The 14,482-nt window shown below is 54.3% G+C and carries 14 protein-coding genes; 5 read left to right on the plus strand and 9 right to left on the minus strand.

What is annotated here, in order from left to right:
* Positions 1-163: 163 nt before the first annotated feature.
* Positions 164-1,468 (minus strand): tyrosine--tRNA ligase, encoded by a 1,305-nt coding sequence (tyrS, locus tag QSV34_RS14640; RefSeq protein WP_289155925.1) that lies wholly within the window; start codon positions 1,466-1,468, stop codon positions 164-166.
* A gap of 164 nt (positions 1,469-1,632) precedes the next feature.
* On the opposite strand from tyrS, the gene QSV34_RS14645 reads away from it, so the two are divergent.
* The gene (locus QSV34_RS14645) at positions 1,633-3,036 is read left to right on the plus strand and encodes a peptidoglycan DD-metalloendopeptidase family protein (RefSeq protein WP_289155927.1); all 1,404 of its coding nucleotides are present in this window, start codon (positions 1,633-1,635) and stop codon (positions 3,034-3,036) included.
* 6 nt (positions 3,037-3,042) lie between these two features.
* Positions 3,043-4,176 carry an anhydro-N-acetylmuramic acid kinase gene (locus QSV34_RS14650; protein ID WP_289155929.1) on the plus strand — a complete coding sequence of 378 codons (1,134 nt, stop codon included), beginning with the start codon at positions 3,043-3,045 and terminating at the stop codon, positions 4,174-4,176.
* A 48-nt stretch (positions 4,177-4,224) separates the two neighbouring features.
* On the opposite strand, the gene QSV34_RS14655 is transcribed toward QSV34_RS14650, so the two are convergent.
* From QSV34_RS14655 to QSV34_RS14680, 6 genes are all read right to left on the minus strand, one after another.
* Positions 4,225-4,587, minus strand: a complete 363-nt coding sequence (locus QSV34_RS14655; protein WP_289155931.1) for a hypothetical protein — start codon at positions 4,585-4,587, stop codon at positions 4,225-4,227.
* A gap of 179 nt (positions 4,588-4,766) precedes the next feature.
* Positions 4,767-7,157, minus strand: a complete 2,391-nt coding sequence (locus QSV34_RS14660; RefSeq protein ID WP_289155933.1) for a DNA polymerase II — start codon at positions 7,155-7,157, stop codon at positions 4,767-4,769.
* Complete coding sequence (locus QSV34_RS14665) at positions 7,154-7,687, minus strand: hypothetical protein (protein WP_289155934.1); 534 nt, start codon at positions 7,685-7,687, stop codon at positions 7,154-7,156. The genes QSV34_RS14660 and QSV34_RS14665 overlap by 4 nt, the downstream gene beginning before the upstream one ends.
* Before the next feature lie 22 nt (positions 7,688-7,709).
* On the minus strand, positions 7,710-8,063 hold the full coding sequence (gene erpA, locus QSV34_RS14670) for an iron-sulfur cluster insertion protein ErpA (RefSeq protein WP_289155936.1): 354 nt from the start codon (positions 8,061-8,063) through the stop codon (positions 7,710-7,712).
* Positions 8,064-8,116: 53 nt separating this feature from the next.
* Positions 8,117-8,551, minus strand: coding sequence for a bactofilin family protein (locus QSV34_RS14675; protein ID WP_289155937.1), 435 nt, complete (start codon positions 8,549-8,551; stop codon positions 8,117-8,119).
* The gene (locus tag QSV34_RS14680; protein WP_289155939.1) at positions 8,541-9,278 is read right to left on the minus strand and encodes a DUF6776 family protein; all 738 of its coding nucleotides are present in this window, start codon (positions 9,276-9,278) and stop codon (positions 8,541-8,543) included. The genes QSV34_RS14675 and QSV34_RS14680 overlap by 11 nt, the downstream gene beginning before the upstream one ends.
* A 68-nt stretch (positions 9,279-9,346) precedes the next feature.
* Between QSV34_RS14680 and QSV34_RS14685 the strand changes: the two genes are divergently transcribed.
* Positions 9,347-11,113 carry a chloride channel protein gene (locus QSV34_RS14685; RefSeq protein WP_289155941.1) on the plus strand — a complete coding sequence of 589 codons (1,767 nt, stop codon included), beginning with the start codon at positions 9,347-9,349 and terminating at the stop codon, positions 11,111-11,113.
* A 158-nt stretch (positions 11,114-11,271) separates the two neighbouring features.
* Positions 11,272-11,712, plus strand: a complete 441-nt coding sequence (hemJ, locus tag QSV34_RS14690) for a protoporphyrinogen oxidase HemJ (protein WP_289155943.1) — start codon at positions 11,272-11,274, stop codon at positions 11,710-11,712.
* Positions 11,713-11,797: 85 nt separating this feature from the next.
* Here hemJ and QSV34_RS14695 read toward each other — a convergent pair whose 3' ends face one another.
* Positions 11,798-12,409 (minus strand): MarC family protein, encoded by a 612-nt coding sequence (locus QSV34_RS14695; protein ID WP_289155944.1) that lies wholly within the window; start codon positions 12,407-12,409, stop codon positions 11,798-11,800.
* 94 nt (positions 12,410-12,503) lie between these two features.
* Positions 12,504-12,869, minus strand: coding sequence for a SpoIIAA family protein (locus tag QSV34_RS14700; RefSeq protein WP_289155946.1), 366 nt, complete (start codon positions 12,867-12,869; stop codon positions 12,504-12,506).
* 206 nt (positions 12,870-13,075) lie between these two features.
* Here QSV34_RS14700 and QSV34_RS14705 point away from each other — a divergent pair, with 206 nt between their 5' ends.
* Complete coding sequence (locus QSV34_RS14705) at positions 13,076-14,143, plus strand: branched-chain amino acid aminotransferase (RefSeq protein WP_289155948.1); 1,068 nt, start codon at positions 13,076-13,078, stop codon at positions 14,141-14,143.
* Positions 14,144-14,482: the final 339 nt, after the last annotated feature.

The raw sequence follows: 14,482 nt of genomic DNA on the forward strand, positions 1-14,482 counted from the left end.
CCTCTACGCTCGCTGGCAACAGGCTGGTCTGCGTTCTGCTCTCACCTTGGATGTGTCGCATACAAAAATACCCGCATCTGACGATGCGGGTATTTTGGCAGCTCGAACTGCGTTTTCACACAGTCTCCAATGGCCGGGGATTTTTGGCAGTTACTAGAGTCAACTAGACCAATTCAAACAGGTGGTGCTTCTTCTTACCCATTTTCACCAGGAAGAAACGACCAAAACGGGCCACATCTTTTGCAAAGCAACTTTGGGCATTCATATTATCTTCCATGCCTTTTGCTTGCCCATTAATCAGCACCGCGTTACGACCCAAGGCATCTTTCACTTCTTTACCGCTTTTCACCATGCCACATTCAGCAAACAGGGTCGTCAGGGGTTTGCCATCCAGATCAGCAGCACGTAAATCGCTAGCGGGCAGGCCATCCAACTTCAGTTGTTCAAAATCCTGTTCAGTAAGACTGTCCAGACCGCCAGAAAAAAGTGCTTCCGTAATACGCTCTGCCGCTTGTAGCCCTTCTTCGCCATGTACCAGACCAGTCACTTCCCGAGCAAGGATGCCCTGGGCAGATTTACGCCCTTGAGTTTGCGCATCTTCCTGCTCGATACGAGCAATTTCCTCTACGCTCAGGAAGGTGAAGTAGCGCAGGAACTTATAGGCATCGGCATCCGCGCTGTTCATCCAGAATTGATAGAAAGCATAAGGAGAGGTTTTTTTCGCATCGAGCCAGATGGTGCCCGACGCGGTTTTGCCAAACTTGCTGCCATCAGACTTTGTTACCAGCGGCATGGTCAGCCCAAAGACCTCACCGCCGTTCAAGCGCCTGGCCAGGTCCGTACCACCAGTAATATTGCCCCACTGGTCACTGCCACCGATTTGCAGGGTGCAGCTGTGTGATTTATTAAGCTCGGCAAAATCCCAGGACTGCAAAATCATATAACTGAACTCGGTAAAGGAGATACCCTCACCTTCTCGCTCAATGCGCTGTTTCACAGATTCCTTTTTTACCATCTGGTTAACAGCGAAGTGCTTGCCGATATCCCGCAGGAAGTCCAACACCTTGACGTCGCCAGACCAGTCCAGATTATTCACCACAACAGCGGAGTGATCGCCGCACTCAAAATCGATAAAAGCACTGACTTGAGCACGCAGCTTTTCCACCCAATTGGCGACCACATCCGGCGTATTGAGGTTGCGTTCTTCCGATTTGCCGCTGGGGTCACCCACCAGGCCGGTGGCACCACCCACAAGTGCAATGGGCTTGTGGCCTGCCTGCTGAAATCGCTTCAGAGTGAGCAACGGCACCAGGCTGCCAATATGCAAGCTGTCGGCGGTGGGGTCAAAACCACAATAAAGAGTACGTGACTGATCCAGGTGGGAAATCAACTCTTCGTCTGCGGTCATTTGGGCAATCAGCCCGCGCTCCCGCAAGTCGGCGATCAGTTCAGCGCCAGTCATCGTCATTGCAACACTCACAAATATCAAAAAGCCAATGGAATAAAGGCCGCCACCTTACCGTATCCGAAAACAAAAACAAGATCACAAACCGGCCTTATCACCAGCAAACCCACATCACAGTTTAACTTCACTTCTTTATGCAAGTGCCGGATTCTGTTATAAAAGCCGCCATGAAACCAGCAACTTCAACCAAACCGATGACCAGCCCCAGGCACACCAGCTTGTGGGGCAGGCTTTTTAGTAACAGCCTGCCACGCACACATTTGCTGGCAGCTAGCGGTGTTGCGTTGGCGGTTTCTGCCTGTCTGGCGTTGCTGCCCAGTGAACCAGCTGCCGCGAAACGACAACCAGCGGAAGTGGAAAAAGCCACTGCTGTTGCTATCAGTGAATTTCAGGCCCAGCTGCCAGAAGCGGTTGAACAGCTACCTCCTCCGCAGCTTGTCACTGAACCGCAACTGAACTGGAAAGAAATCACCGTTAAATCCGGCGACAATCTCAGCACCCTGTTTAAACGCGCCTCTCTAGGGCCACAGGATGTACACCAGTTCGTCAGCTCTGGCGACAGCGCTAAAAAACTCAAGCGCATTATGCCTGGCGAAACCCTCGCCTTCGGACTTGCTGACAGCGGCGAACTGGACACCTTGCGCTATCAGATTTCCCAGCTGGAATCCTGGGAGTTCAAACAACAGGACGGCCAATACAGCGCCGAGCACATCGTACTGAAGCCCCAGGTCGTCAGCACCTACCGGGAAGCGGAAATTACCAGCTCTCTGTTTGTGGCCGCTGATAGTGTGGGCATTCCCCATGACCTGATTATGGAACTGGCGGGCATCTTTGGTTGGGACATCGACTTCGCCCTGGATATTCGCAAGGGTGACCACTTTATGGTGCTCTACGAAGAAAAGTTTCTGGATGGCGACAAAATCGGTAACGGCAATATTCTCGCTGCCGAGTTCACCAACCAGGGGAAAACCTTTAAGGCAGTGCGTTTTGAAGACGCCAGCGGCCACGCCAATTACTACACCCCGGAAGGCCTGAGCATGCGCAAGGCATTCCTGCGCACCCCGGTAAACTTCGCCAGAGTCAGTTCCGGTTTTAATATGCGCCGCCTGCACCCGATCACCAAAAAAATTAAACCCCACCGGGGCATCGACTACGCCGCCCCCACCGGCACACCGGTGTACGCTTCTGGTGATGGCAAGGTAGTGAAAGCTGGCTATACAAGCGCCAATGGCAACTACGTGGTGATTCAACATGGCCAGAGCTACAGCACCAAATATCTGCACCTGCACAAGCGCAAGGTCAAGCGCGGCCAAAGCGTACGCCAGGGACAAACCATCGGCACCGTAGGTGCCACCGGGCTGGCAACCGGCCCCCACCTGCACTACGAATTCCTGGTAAATGGCGTGCATCGCAATCCGCGCACGGTGAAGCTGCCTCAGGCAAAACCCATCGCCGAAAAACACAAAGCCGACTTCCTGGCACAAACCCAGCCGCTGATGGCCAGCCTGGCCAAGCACAGCGGCAAGGGCCAACTGGCGCAACTGGACAAGCCCGCGAAAAACGAAGGCTAAACACCCATGAACAACCAAACTTCCGAGGCCACTCAACTGTTTATTGGCCTGATGTCTGGTACCAGTGTGGATGCTGTCGACGCGGTGCTGGTTGAGTTCGACGGTACACAGCCCAACACCATCGCTCATATTGAAAGCGACATTCCCCCAGCCCTGCGCCGAGACATACTGACACTGTCTACTCCCGGCGATGATCATGTGGATTTACTAGGCCACACCGACCACGCCATTGGCGAACTGTTTGCTGCCACCGCACAACAACTGCTGGCCAAGTCCGGCATCCGGCCTGAGCAGATTACTGCCATTGGCAGTCACGGGCAGACCGTGCGCCACCGCCCACCAGAAGCTGTGGAGGCGCACCCGTTTACCCTGCAAATCGGCGACCCCAACATTATTGCTCAACGCACCGGCATCACCACCGTGGCAGACTTTCGTCGCCGGGATATGGCCGCTGGCGGACACGGCGCACCATTGGCTCCGGCGCTGCACAACTCACTATTTCGCCACCCCCAACGCAACCGCGCAGTGGTCAATCTGGGCGGTATTGCCAACATTACCTGGCTGCCCGCCGGAGAAGATGCCATTGGCTACGACACTGGCCCCGCCAATATGGTGATGGACGACTGGTGTCAGTTACAGCTGCAGCAACCCTACGATGAAAACGGCCAGTGGGCCGCCAGCGGCAAAGTGCAACTGGAATTGCTGAAACGTTTTATGGCCCACCCCTACCTGCAACGCCCCACTCCCAAAAGCACCGGGCGGGAAGACTTCAACCTCACCTGGTTACAACGAACCCTGACTGAATTGGGCGGTGACCTACCTGCTCAAGATGTACAGGCCACGCTACTGGAATTTACCGCCCGCACCGTGGCAGATGCCATCAAAAACTGCGGCACCGTCAACGAAGTATTCCTCTGCGGTGGTGGCGCATTTAACGGCCAACTGACGGCAAGACTGGAAGCCATGCTGCACCCGGCACAAGTGGCTACCACAGCAGTTCTGGGTATTGATCCCAAGCAGGTGGAGTGCGTTGCATTTGCCTGGATGGCCAAGCGGACATTGGAAAAACTGCCGGGGAATTTACCGGCGGTGACGGGGGCGGAGAGTGATGTGGTTTTGGGTGGGGTTTATTTTAGTTAATGCTACGAGCCACGGGCTTCGAGCGGCGAGCAGACCGAGTGGTATGCACTAATTATGCTTTTCAAACTCTTTGAGCTCTTTGGGTATTTTTCCATAGATTTTCGCTCTGCGAATAGATTCCAAAGCGCGAGCCGTCTTACCAGCTTCAATATATCTGTGTGCCTTTTTAATATGAAGCGCCTGCCTTTTTGTACGCCTGCGGCGCCCCTCCCCTGCAGCGTACTTGGACGAAAAATAAAACCCAACCAGAGCAAAAGGAATAAACAGCCAACCTAACCAAGCAAGCCGAAATAAATAAACTAAAGCTACCGCTAAACCAATTGACAGCAGCGGTATAAACAAAAAGGCTACACAGCCGATATCACCTGCATCTCCTGAAACCGTTCTGTAGCCATAGCGTTTGTACCACATACTATCCAGCGTCCTTGTATATTCACCGATGAGTGTAGCATTGCCTCAACTCTGGCCATCACTACTTGCCAGTTGTGAGATCCTCACGCGGCTGCGCCGCTCAGGATGACAGCAGGAAAGAATAGAAGGGTACCACCCCGCTCTGACTGCTCGCCGCCCGTAGCCCGCTGCTCGCAGCTTTACAACAACCCCATCTGCGCACTAACAATCTCCTCAAATTCCAACCCCACAAACGGCAATATAGCGTCCGCCACCGGCTTTAGCTGGCGATCGATGTAGTGCTGATAGTCAATTGGGCTGGCTATATATTCCAATGGCTCAGGGCCATTAACTGTCATCACATAACTGATCCAACCCTTGCGTTGATAACGCAGATTTTTTCCCTGTTCCTGATTTTTCTGATCTGCCAGGCGAGCGGCGCGCACATGGGGCGGCACATTTTTCTGGTATTGGTCTAGGCGCCGCCGCAGGCGTTTGCGATACACCAGTTGATCGTCACAGTTTCCCTTTAACGTATCCTGTACCGCGCAGCGAATCAGTTCGCAGGGGTCGGCGTCGTGGAACAGTTTTTCAAACAGTTGCACCTGAAAGTTTTTGGCCAATTCTGTCCAGTCGGTGCGCACGGTTTCCAAACCTTTAAAAACCAGCTTTTCACCATCGTCCGTCTCAACCATTCCCGCATAGCGCTTTTTGCTGCCCGCTTCGGAGCCGCGAATGGTGGGCATTAAAAAGCGGCTGAAATGGGTTTCAAATTCGATTTCCAGATGACACTCCAAGCTGTGCTTTTGCAACAATTCTGCCTGCCATCTTTTATTGACGGTATCTGCCAGTTTTTTACCGATCTTGCGCGCCTGTTCGTTATTGGTGCAATGCTCCAGCCAGACAAACGTAGAATCCGTATCACCATAAATAACCCGGTATCCTTTTTCTTCAATCCATTGGGCGGTGGTTTGCATAATCTCGTGGCCGCGCAGGGTTATTGAGCTGGCCAGGCGGGTATCGTAGAAGCGGCAACCGCCTGACCCCAGCACCCCATAAAACGAATTCATCAAAATTTTAATGGCTTGAGAACGGGCCTCATCATTTTCTTTTTTAGCCTGGTCACGCTGCTGCCAAAGGCTGGTGATAATGTCAGGCAGAAAATGTTTGTGGCGGTGAAACTGACCACCGCGAAAACCTTCAATGGATTGCTCCGGGCTTTGCAAACCCTCAATCAGTCCAAGCGGGTCAATTTTAAAAGTGCGAATAATGGAAGGGTAAAGGCTCTTGAAGTCCAACACCAACACATGGTGATACAGCCCCGGGAGGGAGTTCATCACATAGCCACCGGGGCTGGCTAGGCCACCATCCGCGGGCAGGTTGGGCGCCACATAACCGGCACGATGCAGGCGCGGCAAATAGAGGTTGGTAAACGCCGCCACAGAGCCGCCGCTGCGATCGAGCTCCAAGCCGGTGAGCTGGGTGCGCAACACCAGGTAATCCAGCAAGCGGGTGTGCTCAAAGACGTCCCACACCAGGCGGGTATCTTCCAAATTGTAGGCCGCCAGTGCAGGTTTGTTGTGACGAAAATTGTGGCGAATTTCCGCCATGCGGTCGTCCACATCTTTGGCTTTTTTGCCTCGGCCCAATAGCTGCCGAGCGACGTTTTCCAGAGCAAAGCTGTCGAACTGGTAAGTGGCGGAACGCAGGCCGTCGATGCCATCTACCGCCACCCGGCCGGGGATATGAATGTAACCCTGGTTGCTGTCGCGGGCATCGCGCCAGCGAGGCAAGGCGCCACCACGGCCAATGGCAAACTTCACCTTGCAGTGCTCAGCGCGAGCCAACAAGGTGCGAAAGTCGAAGTTCACCAGGTTCCAGCCAATAAACACATCCGGATCGAGCTGTTGAATGCGCTCTAGCAGCCCGTGCAACAAAGCCACCTCGTCGGAATACCAATGCACCTGGGTATCCGGGCAGGGCTGCGGTTCGCCAAACATCAATACTTCCGATACCTGCTGCTCACCTCCACTGTAGAGAGCGATGGAAAACAACTCACCACCCATATCGCACTCGATATCCAGCGAGAGCACTTTCAGCGTTGGCTGGTAAGGGGCACTTTTGACTTTGCAATTTTGATATTCGGTATAACCCTGTCGAACCACCGGCGTCCCGCTAAAGCGCAAACCACCGCAAATAAAACGCTCCATCAGAAAGCGATCTTGCAGGCGAAAATCCGACTCCAGCAGTTCAATTCCCTGCTGTTGCACAGCGCGGCGGGCGTTAAAGAATTGCTGCAGGCTATGGCAATAAACAGCGCAAACCGGCTGTTGCTGAAAGGTCTTCAGCTCAAGAGGGCTAACCTGTACCCCCAAGCCGTGTTGCTGTAAAGCAGCCTGAGCGCGTTCGCTGTCAGAATCCGAAATAAAGAAGAGTGGCTGCTGGTCATTGCAACGCAACAACGCAGGGCCGGAGTCAGTAGACACCCAAAGTTGTACTTGAGCACGGCCAGCAATATCGCTGCTGGCGCGGGTAATCAGAAAGCCGTCATGGGCTGGGCGAGTTGTGGAATCAGTGCTGCCCGCATTCACTGGCTATTGGCAGACTTTTCATTTGCAGGCTCTTGATTTGCAGACCTTTCATTAGCAGAAAAGTATTCGTAGCCTTCGGCGCGGTGCAAGCGGCGTTCCTCACGAGGGCCAAAACGCACGGTACCCACAAAAGACTGTAGGGGCTTTTTCCGGTGCCCCTCAATTCTCAGGCGGTTGCGGCAGACTTTGATGTCGACCACTTTTTCCTGCGTGAGTTTTTCCGCCAAATCCACAACGCCCCGGTACATCTCGTAGTTTTCTTCGAGAAAAATTACCGCTTCCGGGCCGTGGATAATAAAAGTGACCGGCGGCTCGTTGCTGTCCAGCTGGCCGGTGAGGTAAATTTCTTCCACTCGCTTCAAAGTGGCTTCCACCTCTTCCGGCTTATTGAGTTCCAGGCGGGCAATGTAACCTGGGGGGATGGGCTTTTCTGTTGCTTCGTCGACTACCGTTTCTGTATTCACTGCCAGTCCATCCGCCATCAATGGCAGGGCGCACAGGGTCAGCAGCATCAGAAAAACGGTTTTCATAACGGATTCCCGTACAGGCACTCTACAAAGAAAATGAAGCGCCGCAGCCACAAGTGGTGCTGGCATTGGGGTTGGTGACCACAAAGCGGGAGCCAGCCAGCCCTTCCTCATAATCCACGGTGGCGCCCACCAGGTATTGATAGCTGAGGGGATCTACCAGCACGGCGATACCACTTTGCTCGATCAGGGTATCGTCTTCCGCCACATCGTCATCAAAGGAAAAACCGTACTGGAAGCCGGAGCAACCACCACCGGTAACAAAGACCCGCAGCTTCAACGCGTCGTTACCTTCCTCCGCGACAAGGTTCTTCACTTTGCTCACGGCGTTATCAGTAACCAGCAGGGTGGGCGGTACAAAAGACTCTATTTCAGACATAACAACCTAATCTACAGCTAGACAATTGCCAATCAACGGCACTTTGCCGAATTTTACACTTCTACCGCCGCTGACGCACTGTCTGAGTGGCGCTCACGCTTGTCAGAGGTAGACTCTTTTTCCTCGCTCACACGAATAAAATTGCCGTTGACCTGGGCACCCTTCTCCACTTCGATCAAGCGGTAGTGAACATTGCCATCCACCACAGCGCGGGCAGCCAGTTCCAGCTGATGGCTCACCTTCAGATCGCCTTCCACCAGACCATTGACCACCACCGAGGGTGCCTGAACCTCACCCTGTACCTGGCCAGTCTGCAGCACTCGCACCCTGGCCTTATTGTCATCCAGAGCGACAATATTACCAATAACCCGGCCCTCTACTTCCAGGTTTCCATGGAAGCGAATTTCGCCGGTAATTTCGGTACCTTCAGCGATCAAGGTAGTGGCACCATTGCTGTAGTTGTTTGTACCGGGTTTTTTATTTTTCACTTTGCTGTTCCTCTGCTTCTTCGGCCTCAAGGCGCCATTGAAATTCTTGCTCAACTTTTTTCTTGGCCTGCCCCGCAGGCCATACCTGTACCAACACGTTTTGTGGTTCAAAACCATCGGGCAGCTGCAATACACCCTGATGAATGGTGAAGTAGCGAAACTCCAGCGCCAGGGTATCCTTATCCTGTTCTGAGTCCAGCTCTTTCAGGGAAAACGTTTTACTGTCATCGCCAATCACACCCAGCACCTGAACGCTGGCGGTGACTTTGACCGTTTTCAATTTCCCCGCGCGTTGCTGCACAATCAGCTGATACTCCAGCTCACCGGTATCCGTGCGATAGAGGTCGAAGCCGTTGATAATCAGCCCCTGCGCGACCCCTTCCTTTTGCAACAAATTGCGATAGAGGCGCAATTGTTCGCGGCTCTCCGCCAACTCCCCCTGCAATCGCGACAGCTCCACACGCACAGTTTCCAGAGCGGCGCTGTCCACCTGAGAGTTGAGCTGAGCACTGGTCAGCGCCTGGGTCTGCTCTTCATGGTCGCGCTGCAGCTGCTCATATTCTGCCTGCACGCGGCGCTTTTCCTTCATCTGCCAATCAAACCACTGGCCACCCAACAGCAAACCGACAAACAGGCAAAGAATGGCAGCGGCAATGGCCAATACCCAGATTTGCTGTCGACGACGGGGATTGTAGGGGGTTACTACCAGGCGATCCTGGTCAGGCATCACAATATCCAGAGGTATCAAAGTCAAAATAGCGGCTTATAATACAGCAAACAGGCCGACAAGAAGCTATGTCTAATTCTTCCTCTTCCGATCACCATTCACGCTGGCAGCGCATACGCCGACGGGGCGACCACTTTCGCCACCGCCTGGCCCACACCGACGCGCTACCGCAAATGGCCATTCTCGGTTGCCTGTGCGGCTTGCTCACCGGCTTGGTAGCGGTGTTGTTCCGCCTGTCATTTGAGGTGCCATTGCATAGCCTGCTGGACAGTAGCGGCACCGAGGCCTTTGAAGCGCTCTCCACAGCCAGCCACTTCCTGATGCCCTTTTGCGGGATTTTGCTGGTGGGAACAATCCTGCATTTTGTTAAACCTCATCGCCGCAACACCGGCATCAGCCACGTGGTCAACAGAGTGCACCAACACCAGGGGCGCCTGCCCAGCGGCAACGCACTGGTGCAATTTGTGTGTGGCTCTCTGTTGCTTTCCAGCGGCGCCCCGGTGGGGCGCGAAGGCCCGGCGGTACACCTTGGGGCAGCCTGCGGCAGTGCCCTCGGTGGGCAGATGAAGCTGCCCAACAACAACTTGCGAGTGCTGGCCGGATGCGGCGTGGCCGCCGCCATTGCCGCGTCTTTCAACATGCCATTGGCAGGGGTCATCTTCGCCATGGAAGTGGTGCTGATGGAATACACCATCGCCGGTTTTATGCCGATCATTCTCGCTGCCGTTTGCGGCACGGTGGTATCGCGGGTTTTCTACGGTGATGACCCGGCCTTTCTTGTACCCGCCATGGAATTGGGAAGCCTTTTGGAGCTGCCCTACATTGCAGTGTGCGGCCTGTTGATCGGTATTGTTGCTGCCGGGTTGCTGCGGTTTCATTTACTGGGGCTGCGCTTTCAGGATCGCCCCATTTTGCTACGAGCTGCGGTGGCGGCACTGATCGCCGGCAGCGCAGGCGTTGCCCTGCCGCAATTATTGGGGCTGGGCTACGACACCATTAGCAATGCCCTGTTGGGGCAACTGGGGCTGGGAATGCTGGTTGCCATTGGGGTCACCAAGTTGCTGGTAGCGTCATCCATTATCAGTATGGGAATGCCCGGTGGCATTATTTCCCCGGCACTGGTTTCCGGCGCCTGCCTGGGTGGAGCACTGGGAATTGTTGCCGGGCTGCTGATGCCGCAGCAGAGTTCTGCCGTAGGCCTGTACGCCATGGTAGGCATGGGCGCCATGATGGCGGCGGTACTCAACGCGCCGCTGGCGGCGTTGCTGGCGGTGTTAGAACTCACCTACACCCCCGGCATTGTCATGCCCGCTATGTTGGCCATTATGGTGGCCACGCTGACCGCGCGCCTGTTATCACGCCAGCCGGGTATCTTTCTGGGTGGCCGCGACCTCAACCGTTTTTCTTCGCCGGTTTACCAAATGCTGAGTCGCGCCGGCGTCACCAGCCTGATGTGCCGCCAGTACCAAACCTGTGGCTATGTGATTTCCCGTGACCGAGCCCGTGAGCTGTTGGCTGACAAGCCGGAGTGCCTGGTGGTGGAAGACGTGGGCGAACCCAAACTGTTGGTGCGACCCGCCGACCTCGCTCACTTTCTGGAAGAGCACAGCGCCACGCTGTGGGAAGAAGACAGCGATATTCATTTGCGCGAGATACCCGGCGACCATCGCCAGCTGAAACCCATTCACGCCCGCGCCACCTTGCAGGAGGCGCTGCAGTTAATGCGCCAGGAAAATGTGCAGGCGGTGTATATTAGCCGCGCGAGGCTGGCGCCGTTGCAGTCGGAGGTACAGGGCGTGCTCACCAAAGAACAGATTGAAGGGTATTATCAATAAAGTGGGTGGCGTGTTTGGGGTTGCACTGCTATGACACGCCGTAAACCCTTCCATGGGGGCTCGAGGCCAGCATCCCTGCTGGCCTCGGTCACAGCAGCGCAACCCCAAACGCGCTCGGCAACTTCCCCAGCAAGCAAAACTCAAACAGGATTAGCGAAATGACTTGGCTGGCCGAACACTACCTCTGGATCAAAGCCTTCCATATCGTCATGGTTGTGTGCTGGATGGCAGCCATCTTTTACCTGCCGCGACTGTTTGTTTACCACGCAGCTGCCGAGGATTCGGTAGGCCGAGAGCGTTTCAAAGTGATGGAGCGCAAGCTGTACCGTGGAATCGCCACACCATCGATGATTGCTTCGCTAATTCTGGGCATGCTGCTGCTAATGGCGGTTCCCACTTTCATGAGCCAGGGGTGGATGCACGCCAAGCTGGCGATGGTGGCAGGGCTACTGGCCTACCACGGCGCCTGTTTTTATTTTCTCAAGCAATTCCAGAAAGACAATTGCGACCGCAGCCACGTATTCTTCCGCTGGTTTAACGAAGCGCCAGTGTTGCTGCTGATCGGTATTGTGGTGATGGTGGTGGTGAAGCCGTTTTAGGAATTTTGAGAGTGTCCGTCATTCCCGCCTACGCGGGGATGACGAACTTCAAGTAAGTAGAACGGGCATGACGCCCAAAAACAGGTTAGCCGGGAAGGCTTTCAAGGTACTGAGAAATGCCGTTCAACAGCATCTGAATAGACAGCATAATCAGCAGCATACCCATCAGCCGCTCCAGTGCCCGCAGCCCTTTGTTGCCAAGAATCTTCAACAATAAGGGGGACGCCAGCAAGATAACGCCAACAATCACCCAGGCAATTACCAGCGCAACCGTCCACTCCCAGACCCGATCCGGCTCATTAGTGCTTAACAGCAATAACACCGCAATAGCAGATGGCCCCGCCAGCATAGGCATGGCCAGAGGAACCAGAAAAGGCTCCTCGACCGCGCTTTCTGCGTCTGCATTGGGTTTTGGGAACACCATGCGGATGGCGATAATAAACAGCAGGATACCGCCGGAGATGCTCAGGGTGGGCTGTTCCAGCCCCAGGAAACTGAGAAAAGCATTACCCGCCCACAGGGTGCTCACCAGAATAATCAGAGCAAACACCAACTCACGGATAATTATGCGGCGCTTGGTGTGATCATCGAAGCGCTTTAGCAGCGACAACACCACCGGCACCGCACCCAGAGGCGACATAATAAAAAACAGTGTTGCGACAGTGGTGAGAATATCCTGCCAGTTAAAGCTGCCCATAAATTCAGCCCCTGTGGGTGTCGGTGGTGGAAAGCGGGCGCGCAGGATACTCTCTTAGAGCAGAAATGCAATGGGAGAGCTTACTCTCCTAGCGCTACTCTCCTTGAGCCCAATGCAGCGCCTCAGACACTTCGTCTTCTTTGAAGCTCTTCACCTCGGCGGCAAAGAAGTGCTGGCCGATGGCGGGCAGAATGCCTTCCACTTCCACGTCGCTACAAATGGCCACTCGCACCAGGGTCTGGTGGTGATTACCGTTAAAGGTAAGCTGGCCAATCCGCTCAGCAAACTCCGACCACCAGGGGAAAAATTCTGCATGCACCACCAAACCGCTCAGGTCTGGGTGGGTTTCCAAGTATTCATTGATCTGGTCGCGGGCAGTGTTCATATTCTTTTCAGAAATATGCTCCCCAAGCTCCAGCAGACAAACCCCAATATCTTCAAACAGTGAACAGCTAATCATTTATTGTGCTCCGTGACAGGACTTATGGGAACGAAGATTCTACATCGATAGGCGGGCAAATAAAGCCCATTTGTACTGCGACGGGCATCCAGATCAAACAAAAACAGCAAATGCATGGTTTTTTTAGGAAAAATGTTAGGAAAAAAAGCCACAAGCTCCTCTATAATTGCCGGTTTGCATTTGACTGGCACTGCAACGGAGACCCCATGGCGATCACCATCCGCCCATTGAGCGACGAACAGCGCAAACCCATTCCTCAGGAACTGGGCTTTGGCGGTGTTTTTTCCGACCACATGTTCACCCAGGAATACCGCGATGGTGCCTGGCACGACGCCACCATCGGCGCCTACGGGCCATTCACTATTGACCCGTCCTGCGCCGTACTGCACTACGCTCAGGAAATTTTTGAAGGTCTCAAGGCTTATCGCCGTCCTGATGGCAACATCAACCTGTTCCGCCCCTGGGACAATGCTAAGCGCTTTACCCGCTCTGCACTGCGCATGGCTATGGCACCGGTTGATGAAGATATGTTTTTGGAGTCCATCCGCGAGCTGATAAAGCTGGATCATCGCTGGGTACCATCGGAAGCCGGCGCTTCCTACTACATTCGCCCCAGCCTGATCGCCACCCAGAATGCATTGGGTGTAATGCCCAGCAACCGCTACCTGCACTTTCTGATTGGCGGCCCGGTTGGCCCCTACTTCAAAGGCGGTTTTAACCCGGTGGGAGTTTATATCTCCGATACCTACCGGCGCGCAGTAAAAGGCGGTGTGGGCGATGCCAAAACCGGAGGCAACTACGCCGCCAGTCTGTTCGTGGGCCAGGAAGCCAGCGACAAGGGGTACTCCCAGGTGCTGTGGCTGGATGCCATCGAAGGCCGCTACGTGGAAGAAGTGGGCGCAATGAACATCATGTTCGTCTACGGCAATAAGATCATCACGCCCAAGCTCACCGGCAGCATTTTGCCCGGGATTACCCGTTACTCAGTGATCGAGCTGGCCGCTGACCTGGGGTATGACATTTCCGAACAGCAAATCGACGTAAACGACGTATTGGCTGATATCCAGTCTGGCGCCATTACCGAAGTGTTCGGCTGCGGCACCGCTGCAGTTATCGCACCAGTCGGCAAATTCGGCATGGGTGATCAGGAGTATCTGATTAACAACAATCAGACCGGGCCGGTGGCTGAACGTATCTACAAAGAACTCACCGGCATCCAGTACGGCCATATCGAAGATCGTTTTGGCTGGACGGAAACGATTGAAGTGAGTTGAGCGCCTCGTCAATTGCGATAAATTGGCAGAAGGCGTCAAAGACCACCGCAGACCGAGCACCATGGATGGTGCGAGTCAACAGCGACGCGACGCGGCAATCTAGTGGATTTAGCTTCGTCGTTATTTTTTTGAGTAATTTTTAGCAAAGTTTTCGCCTGCTGGCGAGTTACTTTTCTTTTCTCGTGAAAAGAACAAGCAACCAAAAGAAACACGTGTACGGTACACAGACATAGGTTACAAAACAGTACCAGTACATAGGTTACATTTTTAGCGTCCAATATGGGACGGCGCCTACTTTACATTGCCGGACATCAAATCCACCCAGGCGAACTGGCCCGT

Origin of the sequence: Porticoccus sp. W117, from assembly GCF_030341905.1 — a bacterium.
Taxonomy (GTDB): Bacteria; Pseudomonadota; Gammaproteobacteria; order Pseudomonadales; family Porticoccaceae; genus SCSIO-12696.